Source organism: Pseudarthrobacter sp. B907 (genome assembly GCF_040137805.1).
In the GTDB taxonomy this organism is placed as follows: Bacteria; Actinomycetota; Actinomycetes; order Actinomycetales; family Micrococcaceae; genus Arthrobacter.
On the sequence record NZ_JBEEQE010000023.1, the window covers coordinates 40481 to 57398 of the forward strand.

Annotated in this window: 20 protein-coding genes; 9 read left to right on the top strand and 11 right to left on the bottom strand. The window is 68.9% G+C overall.

The genetic code is table 11. The annotated features are described in order from the left end of the window. Window positions 1–10: 10 nt before the first annotated feature. Window positions 11–1276 (bottom strand): MFS transporter, encoded by a 1266-nt coding sequence (locus ABLI39_RS16455; RefSeq protein WP_349414615.1) that lies wholly within the window; start codon window positions 1274–1276, stop codon window positions 11–13. Between the two features lie 92 nt (window positions 1277–1368). Here ABLI39_RS16455 and ABLI39_RS16460 point away from each other — a divergent pair, with 92 nt between their 5' ends. The 5 genes from ABLI39_RS16460 to ABLI39_RS16480 all read left to right on the top strand — a co-directional run bounded on the left by ABLI39_RS16460 (window position 1369) and on the right by ABLI39_RS16480 (window position 4940). Then, window positions 1369–2334 carry a carbohydrate kinase family protein gene (locus ABLI39_RS16460; protein WP_349414617.1) on the top strand — a complete coding sequence of 322 codons (966 nt, stop codon included), beginning with the start codon at window positions 1369–1371 and terminating at the stop codon, window positions 2332–2334. Between the two features lie 9 nt (window positions 2335–2343). Next, on the top strand, window positions 2344–2841 hold the full coding sequence (locus ABLI39_RS16465) for a YbhB/YbcL family Raf kinase inhibitor-like protein (protein WP_349414619.1): 498 nt from the start codon (window positions 2344–2346) through the stop codon (window positions 2839–2841). A gap of 74 nt (window positions 2842–2915) precedes the next feature. Next, entirely contained in the window at window positions 2916–3734 is an 819-nt protein-coding gene (locus tag ABLI39_RS16470; protein ID WP_349414621.1) for an HAD family hydrolase, read from the top strand. A 133-nt stretch (window positions 3735–3867) separates the two neighbouring features. Next, entirely contained in the window at window positions 3868–4113 is a 246-nt protein-coding gene (locus tag ABLI39_RS16475) for a hypothetical protein (RefSeq protein ID WP_349414623.1), read from the top strand. A gap of 26 nt (window positions 4114–4139) precedes the next feature. Further along, the gene (locus ABLI39_RS16480; RefSeq protein WP_349414625.1) at window positions 4140–4940 is read left to right on the top strand and encodes a glycerophosphodiester phosphodiesterase family protein; all 801 of its coding nucleotides are present in this window, start codon (window positions 4140–4142) and stop codon (window positions 4938–4940) included. A gap of 30 nt (window positions 4941–4970) precedes the next feature. Here ABLI39_RS16480 and ABLI39_RS16485 read toward each other — a convergent pair whose 3' ends face one another. Together ABLI39_RS16485 and ABLI39_RS16490 are read right to left on the bottom strand one after the other, a co-directional pair. Beyond that, window positions 4971–5858 (bottom strand): NAD(P)H-hydrate dehydratase, encoded by an 888-nt coding sequence (locus ABLI39_RS16485; RefSeq protein ID WP_349414627.1) that lies wholly within the window; start codon window positions 5856–5858, stop codon window positions 4971–4973. Beyond that, a complete protein-coding gene (locus ABLI39_RS16490) occupies window positions 5842–6612 on the bottom strand; it encodes a histidine phosphatase family protein (RefSeq protein ID WP_349414629.1) in 771 nt (256 codons plus the stop codon). The genes ABLI39_RS16485 and ABLI39_RS16490 overlap by 17 nt, the downstream gene beginning before the upstream one ends. A 154-nt stretch (window positions 6613–6766) precedes the next feature. On the opposite strand from ABLI39_RS16490, the gene ABLI39_RS16495 reads away from it, so the two are divergent. After that, entirely contained in the window at window positions 6767–7891 is a 1125-nt protein-coding gene (locus ABLI39_RS16495) for a glycerate kinase (RefSeq protein WP_349414630.1), read from the top strand. A gap of 20 nt (window positions 7892–7911) precedes the next feature. On the opposite strand, the gene ABLI39_RS16500 is transcribed toward ABLI39_RS16495, so the two are convergent. From ABLI39_RS16500 to ABLI39_RS16510, 3 genes are all read right to left on the bottom strand, one after another. Then, the gene (locus ABLI39_RS16500) at window positions 7912–8136 is read right to left on the bottom strand and encodes a DUF2188 domain-containing protein (protein WP_349414632.1); all 225 of its coding nucleotides are present in this window, start codon (window positions 8134–8136) and stop codon (window positions 7912–7914) included. Between the two features lie 105 nt (window positions 8137–8241). Further along, on the bottom strand, window positions 8242–8904 hold the full coding sequence (locus ABLI39_RS16505) for a DUF6766 family protein (RefSeq protein WP_349414634.1): 663 nt from the start codon (window positions 8902–8904) through the stop codon (window positions 8242–8244). Between the two features lie 51 nt (window positions 8905–8955). After that, entirely contained in the window at window positions 8956–9447 is a 492-nt protein-coding gene (locus ABLI39_RS16510) for a DUF6328 family protein (RefSeq protein ID WP_349414636.1), read from the bottom strand. Between the two features lie 158 nt (window positions 9448–9605). Here ABLI39_RS16510 and ABLI39_RS16515 point away from each other — a divergent pair, with 158 nt between their 5' ends. Beyond that, window positions 9606–10139, top strand: a complete 534-nt coding sequence (locus ABLI39_RS16515) for a hypothetical protein (protein WP_349414638.1) — start codon at window positions 9606–9608, stop codon at window positions 10137–10139. A gap of 81 nt (window positions 10140–10220) precedes the next feature. Here the strand turns inward: ABLI39_RS16515 and ABLI39_RS16520 are convergent, their stop codons facing one another. From ABLI39_RS16520 to ABLI39_RS16530, 3 genes are all read right to left on the bottom strand, one after another. Next, window positions 10221–11576 (bottom strand): uracil-xanthine permease family protein, encoded by a 1356-nt coding sequence (locus ABLI39_RS16520; RefSeq protein WP_349414640.1) that lies wholly within the window; start codon window positions 11574–11576, stop codon window positions 10221–10223. Between the two features lie 95 nt (window positions 11577–11671). Further along, window positions 11672–12331: a class I SAM-dependent DNA methyltransferase gene (locus ABLI39_RS16525; protein ID WP_349414642.1), complete on the bottom strand. Its 660-nt coding sequence runs from the start codon at window positions 12329–12331 to the stop codon at window positions 11672–11674. Between the two features lies 1 nt (window position 12332). Next, window positions 12333–12947, bottom strand: coding sequence for a hypothetical protein (locus tag ABLI39_RS16530; protein WP_349414644.1), 615 nt, complete (start codon window positions 12945–12947; stop codon window positions 12333–12335). Between the two features lie 113 nt (window positions 12948–13060). Between ABLI39_RS16530 and ABLI39_RS16535 the strand changes: the two genes are divergently transcribed. Beyond that, window positions 13061–13846, top strand: a complete 786-nt coding sequence (locus ABLI39_RS16535) for a GNAT family N-acetyltransferase (protein WP_349414646.1) — start codon at window positions 13061–13063, stop codon at window positions 13844–13846. Between the two features lie 32 nt (window positions 13847–13878). Beyond that, on the top strand, window positions 13879–14511 hold the full coding sequence (locus ABLI39_RS16540; RefSeq protein ID WP_349414648.1) for a class I SAM-dependent methyltransferase: 633 nt from the start codon (window positions 13879–13881) through the stop codon (window positions 14509–14511). Between the two features lie 43 nt (window positions 14512–14554). Here the strand turns inward: ABLI39_RS16540 and ABLI39_RS16545 are convergent, their stop codons facing one another. After that, window positions 14555–16123: an HNH endonuclease gene (locus ABLI39_RS16545; RefSeq protein WP_349414649.1), complete on the bottom strand. Its 1569-nt coding sequence runs from the start codon at window positions 16121–16123 to the stop codon at window positions 14555–14557. 476 nt (window positions 16124–16599) lie between these two features. After that, window positions 16600–16918: hypothetical protein (locus ABLI39_RS16550; RefSeq protein WP_349414650.1), on the bottom strand; the 319-nt coding region annotated here is incomplete at its 5' end.

Here is a 16918-nt window from a genome sequence, read left to right on the forward strand (position 1 = left end):
CGCCGCCGCGCTACGCGTGGTGGTCGGTGCCGCGCATCCGGACCGCGACGACGAGCCCGGACACCGCGGTCACGCCGGCGACGACGAAGATCGCCACCGGAATGCCGTAGGCGTCCGCGAGCAGCCCGGACAGCAGCGCGCCCACGGCGAAACCGCCGTCGCGCCACAGCCGGTAGATGCCGACCGACCGCGCACGCCACTGCGGGTGGGCCACATCGCCGATGGCCGCCAGGAGGGTGGGGTAGACCATGGCCGTGCCGACGCCGAGCAGGACGGCCGCCAGCAGCCAGATTTCGAAGCCGTGCCCGGCGGCCACAATCGCGAGCCCTGCGGCCTGGACGAACATGCCGCCCGCAATCAGCCACTTGCGGCCCAGCCGGTCCGAGGCCGCGCCGGTGACCAACTGCACCGCGCCCCAGACCGCCGGGTACACCGCCGCGAGGATGCCGATCCGCTCGATCGAGAGGCCGGCGCCGGCGAAGAGCACCGGAAACAGTCCCCAGGCCAGTCCGTCGTTGAGGTTGTTCACCAGCCCGGCCTGGCTCACGGAAGAGAGCGAACGGTCCCGGAAGCTGGTCAGGGTGAAGATTTCGCGGGTGCTGAGAGCCGCTCCGGCACCGCTGTGCGCGTCCACGTGGTTCGCGGCCTCGGTCTTCGCGTGGTGGTGTGTCTCCTTCACGGCAAGCACGGACAGGCCCAGGCCCAGGGCGATGTACGCGGCGCCGAGCAGGAACGGCGCCGGACGCAGGCCGTAGGAGGCGGCGAGGTAGCCGGTGAATAGGGCGGTGCCGGCCACGCCCAGATAGCCCGCGGCCTCGTTGAAGCCCATCGCCAGGCCGCGCCGGTTCGGGCCCACCAGGTCCATCTTCATGACCACCGTGGTGGACCAGGTCAGGCCCTGGCTCATGCCCAGGATCACGTTGGCGGCAACGATCCAGGACCAGTTGGTGCCGAAGATCAGCAGCAGCGGGACGGGAAGGGCGATCAGCCACCCCGCCACCAGCACCGGCTTGCGTCCAAAGCGGTCCGAAAGGGTTCCGGCGAAGTAGTTGGTTGCCGCCTTGGCCAGGCCGAAGGCCAGGATGTAGGTCAGCGCGCTCGTGTACTTGTCCAGATGGAAAACGTCGCTGGCCAGCAGGGGCAGGACGGTGCGCTCCTGGCCAAGGGTGCCGCCGACGAGGGCGTTGACCGTCACGAGCAGCATGAACTGGGCAAGGTTTTGGCGCAGGCCCAGCACGACGGCGCTCCGCCCGGCCGGGATGTTGAGGTCTGCCATTCAAAAAGGATATACCCCTGGGGGTATACCGCAAAATCATCCCACGCCGGTTCACAGGAGCGCCGGGCCGCGTTCTCTGGCAGAGTATGAGCATGCTCACAGTCATCGGTGAGGCCCTGGTTGATGTCGTCCAGCGCTCCTCAGGTATCCAGGCCCATGTGGGCGGCAGCCCCCTGAATGTCGCGGTGGGCCTGGCCCGGCTGGACCACCCGGTGCAGTTCATCGGGCGTTACGGGCGGGACGCCTACGGGGAGGCCGTCGCGGCGCACCTGCGGTCCAGTTCGGTGCTGCTCCCGCTGGGACCCGACGAATTGCCGACGTCGGTGGCCACCGCCCAGATCGACGACGACGGCGCCGCGAGCTACATCTTCGACCTCGCGTGGGAATTGCCCGGCCTGGCGGACCGGCTGCCGTTTATGTTGCAGGGCAGCACGCTGCTGCACACCGGCTCGATCGCGACCATGCTGGCGCCGGGCGCTGCGGACGTGCTCGCCGCCGTCGAACATGCCCACCCGTCGACCACGGTGAGCTTCGATCCCAACTGCCGGCCCAGCATCATCACCGACGCCGACTACGCGCGCCGCCAGGCCGAAAAGTTCGTTACGCTCGCGGACGTGGTCAAGGCCTCCGATGAGGACCTCGAATGGCTTTACCCCGGCGTGGATCCGCTGGATTCAGCGCGGCGCTGGCTCTCCCTCGGCGGGTCGGAGGGGCCCGCCATGGTGGTGGTCACGCGCGGCGCCTCCGGCCCGTGGGCGGTGAACGCCGCCGGCGAGGCGCACGTCCCGGCGCCGCCGGTAAAAGTCGCGGACACCGTCGGCGCGGGCGACTCCTTTATGGCGGCGCTGCTCTCCGGCATCGTGGACCTGGGCCTCAACGGGGCACAGAACCGCAAGGACCTGCGCGAACTCTCGGCTGGAAGCCTGCGCGAACTCCTCGCCCACGCTGCCGCTGCGGCTGCCGTCACGGTCTCCCGTGCCGGCGCCAACCCGCCCACACGGGCCGAAGTGAACCGGATGGAACTCGACCCGGAAAGTGCGGGCCTCACCAGCAACTGAGAGGAAGCCATGGCAACCTTCACGCTCCTTAGCGACACTTTCGAGGACGGCCAGGTCCTGCCCGCGGCCCAGCGCGGTGCCTCGACCGGACCCGGCGGCCGGGACGAATCGCCGCCGCTGCACTGGAGCGGCGCCCCGGCCGGCACTCGGAGCTACGCCGTTACGGTGTTCGACCCGGACGCCCCGGGCCACGGAGGCTTCTGGCACTGGGCCGTGCTGGACCTCCCGGCGGACATCACCTCGCTGGCCGCCGGCGCCGGCTCACGCCACGGCGGAGGCCTGCCCCTCGGTGCCTTCCAGCTCCGGAACGACGGAGGTTCGGCCGGCTACCTCGGGGCGGCCCCGCCCAAGGGCCACGGTCCGCACCGCTACGTCATCACGGTGCTCGCCCTGAACGTGGAGAAGTCCGGGCTCGACGCCGGTGCGTCCCCGGCCAAGCTGGAAGTCAAGCTGGGCCCGCACGTCCTTGCCCGCGCGTCCCTGACCGGCATCTACGAACGATTCTGACCGCCGCCCACGTGTGCTGTCCCGCCGGCCGTCCCCCCGGCCGGCGCCCGTCGACGCCCACGTAGACTGGCAGTATGCGGCTGGTAGCAAGTGATATTGACGGAACGATCCTCGGCCACGACGGCAAGATCAGCGACCGGACCGTGCGCGCCTTCCACGCCTGCCGCGATGCCGGGGTGGAACTGGTCTTTGTCACCGGCCGCCCGCCGCGCTGGCTGCACCCGCTGCAGGACCAGCTGGGCCATGCCGGCACGGTCATCTGTTCCAACGGCGCGGTGGTGTGGGACTTGGAGGCGGATCGGGTGGTCTCCGCCCGATCGCTGGAGCTCGACGCCGTTTTCGAGGCCCGCCGGATCATCCAGCGGCTGCGTCCGTCCGCGCTGTTCGCCGCCGAAACCCTCACCGGCTTCCACCTGGAACCGGGCTTCCTCGGCACCGGCTCCACCGGCCTGCTCGCCGAATTCACGCCGGCCCCGCTGGACGAGACGCTCACGGCCGACGACGCCGTCGTCAAATTCCTCGCGATCGTCCGGGAAGGAACCGCGGACGAATTCCTGGCCGAGGTGTCCCCGGCGGTCGCGCACCTGGCCGCCGCCACGCACTCCGCACCCAACATCGCGCTGCTGGAGCTGTCCCTGCCCGGCGTCAACAAGGCTGTGACCTTGGCCGAATACGCGGCGTCCCTGGGCGTTCAGGCGCAGGACGTCGTGGCGTTCGGCGACATGCCCAACGACATCGAAATGCTGCGCTGGGCCGGGCACGGCTACGCCATGGCCAGCGGCCACCCGGAAGCCATCCGCGCCGCCGGCCAGCAGGCACCGCACTTCGACGACGACGGCGTGGCCCAGATCCTCGAGGCCAAGCTCGCCGAACTGGGCGTCCGGCTTCCGTAAAGTCCCTGCAACCTCCCTCAAACCGATCGGCACCCGGCGGTCACGGGATTCCCAGCTGGCTGACAACTGCCGTTCACCTTGGTCTCCTAGGCTGGCAGCACCGAACGGATCGTATGACTGAAGTGGGGCAATCATGGCCAGGAACGGTAACCGACATCTTGATGAGCAGCCGCTGCGGCGGGTGGACCCCGACGCGCACTGGCAGAGCCTGCGCCAGGGCGACCGTGTGCGGGTCCGGCTCGCGCCGGGCTATGAGACCGGCGGGTTCGTGGACGCGCTGACGGTGGACCACACCACGGTCTGGGTGGACCTCGACGGCGGCGGCCGCACGCTGCTGCACTGCAGCGACGGGGTGGAGATCCTGCCGCAGGGATCCTGAGCGAACCGCTCCGGTACGCTTCAAGGGTGACCGACCCGCACCCCTTCCTCGCCTCCGGCGGCACTGCGGGTGAGCCCGTGGCGATGGCCCACCGCGGCTTCTCGCCGGAGGGCGCCGAGAACTCCATGGCCGCGTTCCGCGCCGCCGTCGCCCTCGGCTACCGCTACCTGGAAGCCGACGTGCACACCACCGCCGACGGCGTCCTGCTGCTCTTCCACGACGAAACCCTGGACCGCGTCACGGACGGCAGCGGCCGCATTTCGGAGCTGTCTGCCGAGACCGTGGCCAAGGCCCGGATCGCCGGTGCGGAGCCGGTCCCACTGCTGGCCGAACTCGTCACGGAGTTCCCGGAGGTCCGGCTCAACCTCGACGTCAAGGACTGGAACTCGGTGGAAACCCTGGCCGCGGCGATCGAGCAGTACGGCCTGCACGACCGCGTCCTGATTGCCAGTTTCTCGGACCGGCGGCGGCGCGCGGTGCTGCGCCGCCTCAGCCGTCCCGCCGCAAGCTCCGCCAGCATGGCCTCCAACGCGCTCTTTGTGCTGCTGGGCCCGCTGCTTCCCGCGCCCCTGTTCCGCCTTGTGTCGGCCCGTGCGCTCCGCGGCGTCCACGCCCTGCAGGTCCCGGTCCGCTACGGCGCCGTGACCGTGGTGACGGCCGGGTTCGTCCGCCGCGCCCACCGCCACGGCCTGCACGTGCACGTCTGGACCATCAACGAACCGGCCGAGATGCACCGGCTCCTGGACCTCGGGGTGGACGGGATCGTCACCGACCGGGCCGACCTGCTGAAGGCGGTCCTGCAGGAGCGGGGGCAGTGGGGGGACTGAGGTGCCGTTTCGGCCCGCCGGCTGTGGTGCTCAGCTGCTGAGTTCCACCATCAGCGCAGGTAATTCGTCGCAGAGCTCTCGGGCCAGATAGCCCAATCCGCCGAGTCGGCTCGCGAGCCTATCGCCGGCGGCGGCATGCAGGTGGGAACCCCAGCAGGCGGCCTGCGCGTCGGTGGTGCCGCGTGCCCGGAGGCCTGCGATGGCGCCGGCCAGGACGTCGCCGCTCCCCGAGGTGCCGAGCCCGCTGTGTCCGGTGGTGATTTCCCAAAGGTCCCCGCCCGGTTCCGCGATCACCCCCTGGCAGCTCACCACAGCCTGGTAGGCCTCGGCAATCTTCGGCACGTCCCGCTTGAGGTCCTCAACATCCCGGCCCAGCAGGATGCCGCCTTCGGTGATGTTCGGGGTGAGGATCAGTCTGCCCGCCCAAGGCTTCAATTCGTCGACCAGCTCGGGCAGGCAGCCCAGGGCATAGGCGTCGAGCACGACGGCGGGGCCGCGCTTCGGCCGCCCCCGCCCCGGAAGCAGGAGGCCCCGGAGGAGCGCCAGCGTCTCATCCTTGTCGTCCAGTCCGGGCCCGATGAGGACGGCGTCGGCGGCCTCCACTTCGTCGGCCAGCAGCGAGGCCGAGGAGCCTTTCACCGATCCGCGCGCCGTCTCCGGCAGGCCCACCACGCCGGACTCGGGAAACGCGACGGCCAGCGGAACCGCCGTCGACTCCGCCGTCGCAAGGGTCAGCCGCCCGGCCCGGGAGCGCAGGGCCGCGATGCCAGCCAGCAGGGCTGCACCCGGCGTTTTACGGGAACCGCCGACCACGAGTACCGAACCGCGGTCGTCCTTGCCGGCGCCGCCGCCGGGCAGCGGCCAGCCGCGCAGCAGCGTTGGTGTCAGTTGGGCGGCGGCCTCAGCGCGGGTGGACATTTGCGTCTCCCGCGTGCTCGGTGACGGGGACGCCGTGCTCCGTCAGATGGTCCGCCATATTGAAGCTTTCCAGCTCCCACGCCCCCGTGGAATCCCTCCGCACGAAGCGGCTGACCGAGGCGTTCAGGACGCTGGTGGTGGCGGCGATGTCCAGCAATTCTGCCTCCGTGAGGCCCTCGAGAATGTAGCGAAACAGCACAATCAAGGCGTCGTGGCAGACCAGCAGAACCTCTTCGCCCGGGTGGTCGCGGTCCAGATCGGCAAGTAGCGACCGCAGCCGCAGCACGACATCGGCCCACGACTCGCCGCCCGGCGGCCGGTAGTAGAACTTCCCCAGCCACCGCCGCCGCTGGGCTTCCTCCGGCAGCCGGGCTTCCACGCCGGCGGAGGTCAGCATGTCCAGGATCCCGAGTTCGCGGTCGCGGAGCCGTTCATCCAGCCGGATCCGCACCTGCCACCCGCCGGTCTGGACGGCGAGTTGGGCGGTCTGGCGTGCGCGGGCGTACGGGGAGGACCACACGGCGGCACGGTCCGTTTCGGAGACGGCGGCCAGCAGGCGGCCCAGCGCCAGCGCCTGTTCCCGGCCGGTCTCGGAGAGTCCGACGTCGGCGTCGCGCGCCGGAACGTTGATGACGTGCGCCCCCGCCTCACGGGCAAGCGTGGCAGCAACGTTTCCTTCGCTTTCCCCGTGCCGGACCAAGACGAGTCCCTTGATGCCGGGCCCGGTTCCGCTGGCCTGTCTGCTGTCGCCCACCGTTTCCTCCTGTGCTCTGGTCCCGCGGAAGCGTGCCAATACGGCCGCGGACTGCCGCGGGAGGTTGCCGGGTTTCCGGAAGTGCCCACGTTACTACCGCGCCCCGGCCTTGTCGCGGTGCGGGAAAGTCGGTGCCGGCTGGCAGGATGGAGCCATGCGTATCCTGATCGCCCCGGACAAGTTCAAGGGCTCCCTGACCGCCGCCGAAGCCGCCGCCGCCATGGCCGAGGGCGCCCTGCGGGTGTACCCCGACGCCGAAACCGTCCAGTTCCCGGTGGCAGACGGCGGCGAAGGCACCCTGGAGGCAGCCGTCGCGGCCGGATACGAGGAACGCCTGAATGCCGTCGTCGGGCCCATCCTGGCCCCGATCGGGGCGGCCTGGGCCATCCGCCAGGATGCCTTCGGCGGCGCCACCGCGGTCATCGAGACGGCACAGGCATCCGGGCTCGCACACATGGAACCGACCCCGGCGAACGCCTTGCGCGCGCACAGCTACGGATGCGGGCAGCTGATCGCGGCCGCGCTCGACGCCGGCGCGACCGAAATCGTGCTGGGCGTGGGCGGCTCGGCGATGAGCGACGGCGGCAGCGGCGCCTTGCGTGCCCTGGGCCTCAAGCCCGTCGACGACGCCGGGAACGTGGTGCCCCTCGGCGGCGGCTCGCTCGCCGAGGTGGCCGCCGTCGACGTCGCCGGACTGGATCCCCGGCTTGCAGCCGTGAAGTTCCGGATCGCCGTGGATGTGCAGAATCCCCTTTACGGGCCTGAAGGTGCGGCCCACGTCTTCGGCCCCCAGAAGGGTGCCGACGAGGACACCAGGGAAGTGCTCGACGCCGGGCTGCGCAACTGGGCGTCGGTGCTGCGGCAGGCCAGCGGCCGGGACGTCAACGTCCCGGGCGCGGGCGCGGCCGGCGGATTCCCGGCGTCGTTCCTGGCCTTCACGAACGCCGAACTGGAAGGCGGGTTCGACCTTGTGGCCGGGCTCACCGGGCTGGCCGAAAAGCTCGCGGACGCGGATCTGGTGATCACGGGGGAGGGCTCGCTGGACTCCCAGTCACTGACCGGGAAGGCGCCCATTGCCCTGGCCGACGCCGCGCACGCGCTCGGCATCCCGGTGATCATGGTCGCGGGCCAGATCCTTGTCACCCCGGACGAGCTGGCCCGCCACGGGGTGGTCGCGGCCGCCCAGCTGCTGGACGCGGCGCCGAGCCCCGAGGAAGCGATCGCGAAGGCCGCGAAGTACGTGGCCTGGACCACCAGCCAGGTGCTCGAAGGGGCCTGAGCCGCCGCCGTACGCTGTGGCTAGCCCCGGATGTTGGCGGGGTCGTTTCCGTAGCTGTTCTTGCTGGCGATCTGCCCGTCCTGGTTCTTGACGATGTGCTCAACCTTGTCCCGTTTGGCGGCTTCCCGGCCCTCCGCGACCGCCTCGTCTTTCGTTGCGCTGGTGGAAAAAGCGCGCCCGGTTCCTTCGCGCTTGTTCTTCCACACTCCGTCTTCGTAGTACGTCTCGATATCACCCTTGGCCATTGGAAGCTCCTTCTGGATCATGGTCTGCTTACACCGGCCAGACTACACAGGGCGGGCCGGCGACGGAATCCGGCAGGCGTTGCCGGCAGCCGGATTCCCCCGGGATCAGGCGCCGGTTTCGTAGTGCGGCTCGGCTACCGGCTTTGACTCCGGCGAGCCTCGCTCGCGCAGGTATACGGAGGCACCGACCAGCACCGCGACGGCGAGGAACTCGCTTTGCCAGTTTTGGAATGACTCGAACCAGAACCGGCTCGTGGCGAGATAGCCCAGCACCGTGACACCAGGCTGGCCGTGGGCCTGCTGCTCCTGGCTGTACTCCTCGCTGCCGCCGACCGCGTGCAGCACAACGGACATCAGGAACAGCAGCGCGAACATGATCGAGAGGGAGTGCTCATAGAGCTTGAGCACCCACCCACCGCGGCGGACCGGCCACGGCGTTGCCGCCTTGATCGTGGCGTGCCGAGGGTCCTCATCCTGCGGGGCTTTCGTTCCGATCGGTTTGGACTCGGAGGAGCCTTTTTGGAAGAGGAACACCGTCAGGATGACGTACATGCCCATCTGCAGGAACTCCGACTCCCAGTTCTCAAAGGTCGCCTCCAGGAAGGCACCGGTACCCAGGTACTCGAAGATCCCGACGGCGGACTGGCCGTGGGACACTTGGTCCTCGCTGTAGTCGGCCGCCCCGCTGACCACCATGCCGCCGAAGAAGACGAGGAAAAGTCCGATGTTGGCCAGCAGCAGTCCGTGTTCCTTGGCCCACTTGCGCATCTTTGCTCCTGAATCTGGATGAATGGTCTGAACGACTGTAGCGGGCATGACTTATCCCCGAACGGCCCGACGGCGGAGCCGGTTGGGAATCAGGACCAGCAACGCCAACAATATGGCGAGCAGTGCGCCGCCGGCCGTTAGCCCGGCGGCCCGTCCCGCCACCACGTCGAAGACCAGCGCCGAGGTTCCCACGCTCAGGAGGGCGACGCCGGCCAGCGCCACCTTCGCGATTCGGTCCGCGCTCGCTACGAGGGTTTCCTTGAGCCCCTTGCGGAAGAGCCTGCGGTGCGCGCTGACCGGCAGCAGAATCAGGGCGGTCGTCAGCGCCGCCAGGACGACGTTCGCGAGGTAGAGCGTCAGCTCGAAGCCGTCCAGCGTCTCGAAACGGGACTGGAAGGGCAGTGTCAGCAGGAAGCCCGCAAGGATCTGGACGCCCGTCTGCAGCACCCGGAGTTCCTGCAGCAGCTCCGTCCAGTTGCGGTCCATCTTTTCGTCGAAGGTCTCGTCCCGGCCGCCCTCGCGGCTTTCCCCGGCGTCCGGCATCAGCGCTCCTAATGTGGATCAAAACTTGGTACTAAGCTTACTGACGATTTTCCGGTACGGTGGAAGACACGGTAAGGACGCGCTCCCGGGCGCGGCCTACCCCTCGATCCGATCATCCAGATTCGACCGGCCAAATGCCAGAGCGCAGGAGGAACGACATGACTCAGGAAAACCAGCACGGACGCGCCGTTGAAGAAGAAGCAGGCGGCTACGGTACGCCCACCGCGGAGCAGGAAATGCCAGGCGGAGATGGGAAGACGTTCGCCCAGCCGCGCGAAGAAGAGGCTTTCGACGCCGCGGGCCTTAACCAGGACAGCCCGGACGGCGAGACGTACCCGGCCGGCGCGCCGGATCTGAGCCAGTTCGGCGCCGAAGACCAGGACAGTGCAGGAGAACCCGGAGCCGGACGCTTCGGAGGAACGGAGGAACAGATGAACGCGGAAAACGAAAACAGCGAAGCCGGATTCGAGCAGGGCAGCCAGGCGGCAGCCGAGAGCGGTGGTGCGGTGCCGTCCTCGGAAGCCGAGATGGACGCGGCCAACACCGAGGAACCCGCGCCGGGCCGGCCGTTCTCCTCGGAATCCGGCCAGGACGCCGCTGGCATCCCGGACGGCAGCGGCACGGACCTGCCGGAGGAACAGTCGCCCAAGGACCGCGACGGCGAGGACAAGGAATCGTTCGACGCCGGCTAAACCGCCGCGCACACGTCGAAGGCCGGCGCCTTTCCACCAGATGGTGGGAGGGCGCCGGCCTTCTTGTGCCGCGGGCCGGGGTTAGCGGCGCTTCTTCGGGGCGCGCTTCGCGGCGGCGTTGACGGCAGCCTTGACCGCGGCGACCGGCGCGGCGTCTTCGGTTTCCGGTTCGGCCACGGTGCCGCGGGCCTTCGCGATGGCCTTCATGCCGTGGTAGATCACCAGGGCGGCCGCGGAGCCCAGCGCGATGCCGGTGAACTTCAGGTCGCCGATGGTCCAGGTGTAATCGGCGATGCCGACGATCAGCGCCACGGCGGCGGTGGTGAGGTTGATCGGGTTCGAGAAGTTCACCTTGTTCTGCACCCAGATCTTGACGCCCAGGACGCCGATCATGCCGTAGAGCATGGTGGCGGCGCCGCCGAGTACGCCCGCCGGGACGGTGGCGATCAGTTCGCCGAACTTCGGCGAGAAGCTCAGCACAACGGCGAAGATGCCGGCTACCCAGTAGGCCGCGGTCGAATAGACCTTCGTGGCGGCCATAACGCCGATGTTCTCTGCATAGGTGGTGGTGCCCGAGCCGCCGCCCAGGCCGGCCAGCACCGTCGCGGCGCCGTCAGCCATCAGCGCGCGTCCCGAGACGCCGTCGAGGTTCTGCCCGGTCATGGCGGACACCGACTTCACGTGGCCGATGTTCTCCGCCACTAGCACCAGCACCACCGGCACAAACAAGCCGACGACGCCGAGGTGGAACTCGGGGGTCTGGAAGTGCGGGAGACCCACCCACGCGGCGGCGTCGACCTTGGCGAAGTTGACCTCGCCGCGGATCATGGCGACGAGGTAGCCCACCACAACGCCCACCAGGATGCTCAGCCGGCCCAGGATTCCGCGGAAGACGACGCTGACGACGATGATCACGGCGAGGGTGATCAGGGCGGTGATCGGGGCGGCATCGAAGTTGTTCTTGGCAGCGGGGGCGAGGTTGAGGCCGATCAGGCCCACGATGGCGCCGGTGACGATCGGCGGCATGAGGCGGTTGATCCAGCCGGCGCCGAACTTCTGCACGACGGCGCCGATGATCGCCAGCCCCACGCCGGCCAGCACCACGCCGCCGAGGGCGCCGGGGATCCCGTACTGCTGCTGTGAGGCCATGATCGGGGCGATGAAGGCGAAGGAGGAACCGAGGTAGCTGGGCACCCGTCCCTTGGTGATGACCAGGAACAGCAGGGTGCCGATGCCGGAGAAGAACAGGGTGGTGGCCGGCGGCATGCCGGTGATGATCGGGACCAGGAAGGTGGCGCCGAACATGGCGACGACGTGCTGCATGCCCACGCCGATTGTCAGGGGCCACGCGAGGCGCTCATCGGGCCGCACTACCTCGCCGGGGCGGATGGACTTGCCGTTTCCGTGGATCTTCCATTTGGTGCCGAGCATGCTCATTGCAGCGAGCCTTTCAAGAATGTGTGGCGGGACCGGGAAGGAATCTTCCGGGTGTCACTTTACCGCGCCGGCCGGGCGGGGCCGGCGCCCGGTGGCTAGGGTCCGGAGACCATGGGTTTGCGCACCAGGAGCATTGCCTGCGGGTGTTTTTCAGTTGACCGCGCGGCCCGGACAAGTTGCGCCTCGAGCACGAAGCCCTGCTCCGTGAAGCGGAGGACGATGTCGTCGGGGGAGTGCAGTTCCGCCCGGAGTTCGACGTCGTGCCCGTAGGCGCGTTCAAGCGCGCGGTGTCCGCTGCCGGCTTGGAAGGCGATGAGGGCCAGGCCGCCGGGACGCAGCACCCGCCAGAATTCGCGGGCGATCGCCGGTAACTCCGCCGGCGCTGAATGGATGATCGAGTACCAGGCAAGGATGCCGTCCGCGGCAGCATCTGCAGCGGGGAGATCGGTTAGTTGGCCCACTTCGAAGACGAGCGCGGGATGGCTCCGCCGCGCCACCCGGACCATCCCCGGCGAGAGATCCACCCCGATGACATCCAGCCCGGCGTTGCTGAGGTAGGCGCTCAGGCGCCCGGCGCCGCATCCGGCGTCGATCACCTTGGGCCCGGGGACGGCGAGAAGCCTGGCGCAGAAGTCATCGATCATGGCCATATCCAGTGGGGCCTCGAAGCTGGTGTCCGGGAGCGCCGTCGCATATGCCTCGGCCACCGTGTCATAGGCGGACCTGACGTTGGCCAGGTTCTCGAGGGTTGCCATGCTACGCACGGTTCTCCGGCAAAGGAACACGGGGCCTCTTTGCGAGGATCATCTCGGCGAGATCCATTCCTGTTTCGCGGTTCTGCCTCCCGGAAGGCACCAGACGGAAAACGGCGACATACGGCGTGCCCCACGATTCAATTTCGATGACCACCATGGCCCGGCGCTCCAGCGGCCTCCGCAGGGTTTCCATTCTCACTGAGACCACCTGCTCCCACGGCACGAGTCCGAAATAGACGGGCCGCCGTCGCGGTCTGACCAGCTGGAGCCCGCGGGCGTCCGCAACCAGGGCAAGGATGTATCCGGTCCCCTTCGCCTTCGGCGACAACGGGCCTTTCTTGAGGAACCGCCCGAGTTCCCGCCCCGTCCAGAAGGTATCCACGACGAGCGCGCCGGGATGGGCCAGTTGCAACTGCGCCTTAAACGTTCTCGCCTTGTGAAACAGCCACGTCAGCCAAATGGGAATGACCACCGCCAAAAGAAGCACGACGACGGCTAGAACCTTAAGACTGTCCGGATAGCGCGCGGCATCGTTGACCTTGGCCAGGAGTCTGACAAGAAGGACAGCAACTCCGGCGACCCCGACCGCAGCGCCCAGCCGACGCTTTGTACCCACTTGACCTCCCCCGGGCCGGCCACGCTGGCCGTGCTACCGCTTACCGTACTACCCGCCTCGGAAGGACAGGTTTCGACGCCAACCCGGCCGCCTGCCGCTGTACCGTGGGCCTGATGGATACTTCAACACTCCTTGCGGCGTACGACCAGCAGCTCCGCACCGACGCCGAGACTCCCAGCGCGGTCGCCGTCGAGCGGCTGGGCCCGCTGCGGCTCGTGACCTTTGCCGGCGGCCGCGGATTTGTGACCTATCAGGACCTGGCCGGAGCCAGCGCAGAGACGATCGCGCGGTGGGTGGCCGAGACCGTGGCGTTCTACCGTGCGGATCCGGACATCACGCGGGTCGAATGGAAGACCCGCGGCCACGACCATGCGCCCGGGCTCCACGACGCGCTGCTGGCGAACGGTTTTGAGCCGGAGGAGACCGAGTCCGTGATGATCGGGGCCGGCGATGCGCTCGACGTCGACGTGGCGCTGCCGCCCGGAGTGCGCCTGCGGCGTGTGACGGAAGAACCGGACATCCGGGCGATGAGCGCCATGCAGGACGAGGTCTTTGGCAGTCCCGTCTCGGACGGAAACGCCGAAGCGATCCTGCGCCGAATGGCCCGTGACGACGGCATGGAGCTGTGGGTGGCCGAACATGAAGGTTTGATTGTCAGTGCAGGCCGGCTGGAGCCGGTGCCGAACACGGACTTCGCGGGGATCTGGGGCGGGGCCACGCGCGAACAGTGGCGAGGCCGGGGCATCTACCGCGCGGTCACCGCAGGCCGGGCGCGTGCGGCACTGTCCCTGGGCAAGACTCTCATCCACAGCGACTCCACCGGATATTCACGGCCGATCCTGGAGCGCTACGGCCTGGTCCGGGTGTCCACGACGACCCCGTATCGCTGGCGGCGCTGAACGCCGTGACGGCGCCGGGGCAGACTGATGCAGTGAATCCCGGACCCGGCTATGCCGCGTACGCCGCCAAGATGCGCGGCCTGGTCGACGCCGGCGTCGACCTCGAGGTGGACGCGCGGTTCGTGGACATGCTGAGTCCGCGTCGGGCCCACATCCTGGATCTCGGCTGCGGTATCGGGTCGGCGGTCGGCGCGCTTCGAGCCCGCGGCCATATGGCGTACGGCGTTGATCCGTCCGACGACGTCCTGACGGTGGCCCGCGAACTGTTCGACCGGGCCTGGTTTCAGAACTTGAGTGGCGGAGCCGTGTCTGCCTCGGCACTGCGCACATGGGGACTTCCGGGCGCCTATGACTGCGTCCTCATGTCCGGGAACGTCCCGGCCTTCCTCCCTGGTGACGCTCTGCCGGAAATCTTCAAGCAGGTCTCCTCGATCCTGAATCCGGGTGGCCGCCTCATCATCGGTACTTCCACGAAGGCCAGGGGCGGACCTGCGCAGCAGGACGTGGCGGCTGCCGGCTCCGGTCTCACCCTGACCCACCGCTTTTCGGACTGGCACCTCGGTCCGCATAGCGACGAATCACTCTGGTCGGTCAGTGTCTACTCGAGCGGAGGCACCCGACGTGCGGCCGAGGGCCCGGATGGAATGTTCGTGCTCGGCGCATGATTCGCTGTCCCGGGGGCGGCTCTTGGCCAACTGGCCGCCTGTCTCAGCAGCGGAAGTAGTGGTTGCGTCTCGGTGTTTGGTGGGGGTCGAGGTGGGGTGGCGGGATGAACCACGGGACGCCCGCGTGGGGCTGGATGGTCCAATGTTCTTTGTGGATCAGGTGGTGATGGTGTGAACACAGGAGTGTTCCGTTGTCGGTGCTCGTGGAGCCTTCGCGGGACCAGTAGGTGATGTGGTGCGCTTCGCACCAGGGGGCGGAGATGGTGCCGCCGGGGAACGCGCAGCCCTGGTCGCGGGCGGTGATGGCTTTGCGGATGCGGGGCGGGAAGACGCGGGTGGTGCGGCCGATGTCCAGGACGCGGCCCTTGCTGCCGAGGAGGACGGGGAGGATGTCGGCGTCGCAGGCGATTTTGCGGATGGTCGCGGCGGTGACGGGTCCGGTGAACACCATCGTGCCCGTGGCGGTGAAACCGAACGGGCCGGCGCCGGTGCCGGTGCGAGGGTTGAGTCCGCTGGCGTCTCCAGTCCGGCCGGACTTTCCGGAGTGCACGGCCTCTCCCAGCTTCCAAGCTTCCCCGGTGTCGGTCAGGCGGTGGAGGCGTTCGAGGAGGTCGCGGTAGTCGATGGTGACCATGACCTGGGGCCGGAAGCCTCCCGTGACGGGGAGTCCGCCGGAGGCCATGGCGACCTTGCAGCCGCCGACGAGCCCGTCGAGGTGTTTCTGCGGCCGCGACCGCCGGTCCAGCTGGTTCGGAACAAAGGCATCCGCCGTCTCACTGCCGTCCGCGCCTGTCCCGCCACCCGCTCCGTCGGCGTCACTGCCGTCCGCTCCGTGACCGGTGCGGGGGTTGGTGGCGGTGTTCATCACGGTCAGCAGGTGTTCGAACTGTTCGGTGGTGGCGAAGATTTCCAGGTGCTGTAGCCCGTGGCGGGGTTTGCGGATGAAGGCGCCCTGGAGCTGGCGGAGGACTTCCTCGCTCGGTTCGGCGCCGTCCTGGTCGATCGCGTCCACCCAGCGGCGGGTGATCCGGGTCAGGAAGTCCGGGTCGTGCTCGGCCGCGGTGCGGGTCAGGGCGTGTTCCATCCGGGCGGCCGTCTCCGCGTCGCAGACGGGCCGGACCCGGCCAAGGGCGAGGGTGATGATGGTCGCGGACCGGGACGGGACGGTCCCGGCGGCCAGGGCCGCGCCGAGTTCCTCGCGCAGAGGCGGCAGCCGCTCCCCGGTGATCCCGGTGCGGGGCAGCACGTCCCCGGCCAGGGTGAGCCGGCGGTGGGCTTCGACGGCGCTGATCTGCAGCCGGTCACGGAGGAACTCGCCGGTTTTGCGGTAGCCGTCATCGAGGGCCGGGGCGCCGTCGGCGGCGGCCTCCCGACGGGTGCGCTCCACCGCCCCGGCGGCGACGAGCTGCAGGTATTCCGCGGCCCGGGAGATCTCCTCGACCCGGCCGGCGAACTCGGCCGCCTCGCCAAAGTCCATCAGGGCCGCGTCCCCGACCGCCGTTGCACAGAACCCGCGTAGCTGCTCGAGAATGCTGTCCACCGGCGGAACCCGTCGCCCCTCACCGTCCGGCCTGCCGGCCGGAAGAGCGATGAGAGCTGCACCGATTCCCATGACTCAATCCTGCTGGTGACCTACGACAATAAGGGGTGCTGCTGCAGGGGTCTGGACGCGGTCAGTGCGGGCGGCCGGAACCCGGCGCTCCTCACCGTCCGGCCTGCCGGCCGGACGGGCGATGAGAGCTGCACCGATTCCCCTGACTCAATCCTGCCGGTGACCTCCGACAATAAGAGGTGCTGCTGCCGGGGTCCGGACGCGTTCAGTGCAGGCGGCCGGAACCCGGCGCTCCTCACCGTCCGGCCTGCCGGCCGGACGGGCGATGAGAGCTGCACCGATTCCCATGGACTAATTTCATCAGTGACCTCAGACATTATGAGGAACACTCCTCTGCCCGCCTGCTGGTCAAAGATCATCGGCTGCGGCCGTGACCGCGCCCACCGAAAGGTAAAACGCACCCCGCCTTAGGCAGGGGCCCGGGTGCTTAGTGCAGCAACCGGGCCCCGCCCTGGCATATTCAGCCTCAGCAGAACTTAGCGGCCGAGGACGCCGGTGGTGTTTCCACCGCTGGTGTTCTGGAGGGTGCTGGCCGTGTTCAGGTCAGCGCCGAGTCCCAGTCCAAAGTTCGACGCCGTGGTGTAAGACCCGCGGTCCGTGCCGGTGGTGTTCTCCCCGCTGGTGCCCTGGAGGGTGCTGGCCGTGTAGAGGTCAGCGCCGAGGTCCAGGCCGAGGTTCGACGCCGTGGTGTAAGACCCGCGGGCCGTGCCGGTGGTGTTCTCACCGCTGGTGCCCTGGAGGGTGCTGGCCGTGTAGAGGTCAGCGCCAAGGTCCAGGCCGAGGTTCGACGCCGTG

Coding starts and splice junctions, on each gene's coding strand:
- ABLI39_RS16455 (WP_349414615.1), bottom strand. CDS start 1,276: ATGGCAGACCTCAACATCCCGGCCGGGCGGAGCGCCGTCGTGCTGGGC.
- ABLI39_RS16460 (WP_349414617.1), top strand. CDS start 1,369: ATGCTCACAGTCATCGGTGAGGCCCTGGTTGATGTCGTCCAGCGCTCC.
- ABLI39_RS16465 (WP_349414619.1), top strand. CDS start 2,344: ATGGCAACCTTCACGCTCCTTAGCGACACTTTCGAGGACGGCCAGGTC.
- ABLI39_RS16470 (WP_349414621.1), top strand. CDS start 2,916: ATGCGGCTGGTAGCAAGTGATATTGACGGAACGATCCTCGGCCACGAC.
- ABLI39_RS16475 (WP_349414623.1), top strand. CDS start 3,868: ATGGCCAGGAACGGTAACCGACATCTTGATGAGCAGCCGCTGCGGCGG.
- ABLI39_RS16485 (WP_349414627.1), bottom strand. CDS start 5,858: ATGTCCACCCGCGCTGAGGCCGCCGCCCAACTGACACCAACGCTGCTG.
- ABLI39_RS16495 (WP_349414630.1), top strand. CDS start 6,767: ATGCGTATCCTGATCGCCCCGGACAAGTTCAAGGGCTCCCTGACCGCC.
- ABLI39_RS16500 (WP_349414632.1), bottom strand. CDS start 8,136: ATGGCCAAGGGTGATATCGAGACGTACTACGAAGACGGAGTGTGGAAG.
- ABLI39_RS16505 (WP_349414634.1), bottom strand. CDS start 8,904: ATGCGCAAGTGGGCCAAGGAACACGGACTGCTGCTGGCCAACATCGGA.
- ABLI39_RS16510 (WP_349414636.1), bottom strand. CDS start 9,447: ATGCCGGACGCCGGGGAAAGCCGCGAGGGCGGCCGGGACGAGACCTTC.
- ABLI39_RS16515 (WP_349414638.1), top strand. CDS start 9,606: ATGACTCAGGAAAACCAGCACGGACGCGCCGTTGAAGAAGAAGCAGGC.
- ABLI39_RS16520 (WP_349414640.1), bottom strand. CDS start 11,576: ATGAGCATGCTCGGCACCAAATGGAAGATCCACGGAAACGGCAAGTCC.
- ABLI39_RS16525 (WP_349414642.1), bottom strand. CDS start 12,331: ATGGCAACCCTCGAGAACCTGGCCAACGTCAGGTCCGCCTATGACACG.
- ABLI39_RS16535 (WP_349414646.1), top strand. CDS start 13,061: ATGGATACTTCAACACTCCTTGCGGCGTACGACCAGCAGCTCCGCACC.
- ABLI39_RS16545 (WP_349414649.1), bottom strand. CDS start 16,123: ATGGGAATCGGTGCAGCTCTCATCGCTCTTCCGGCCGGCAGGCCGGAC.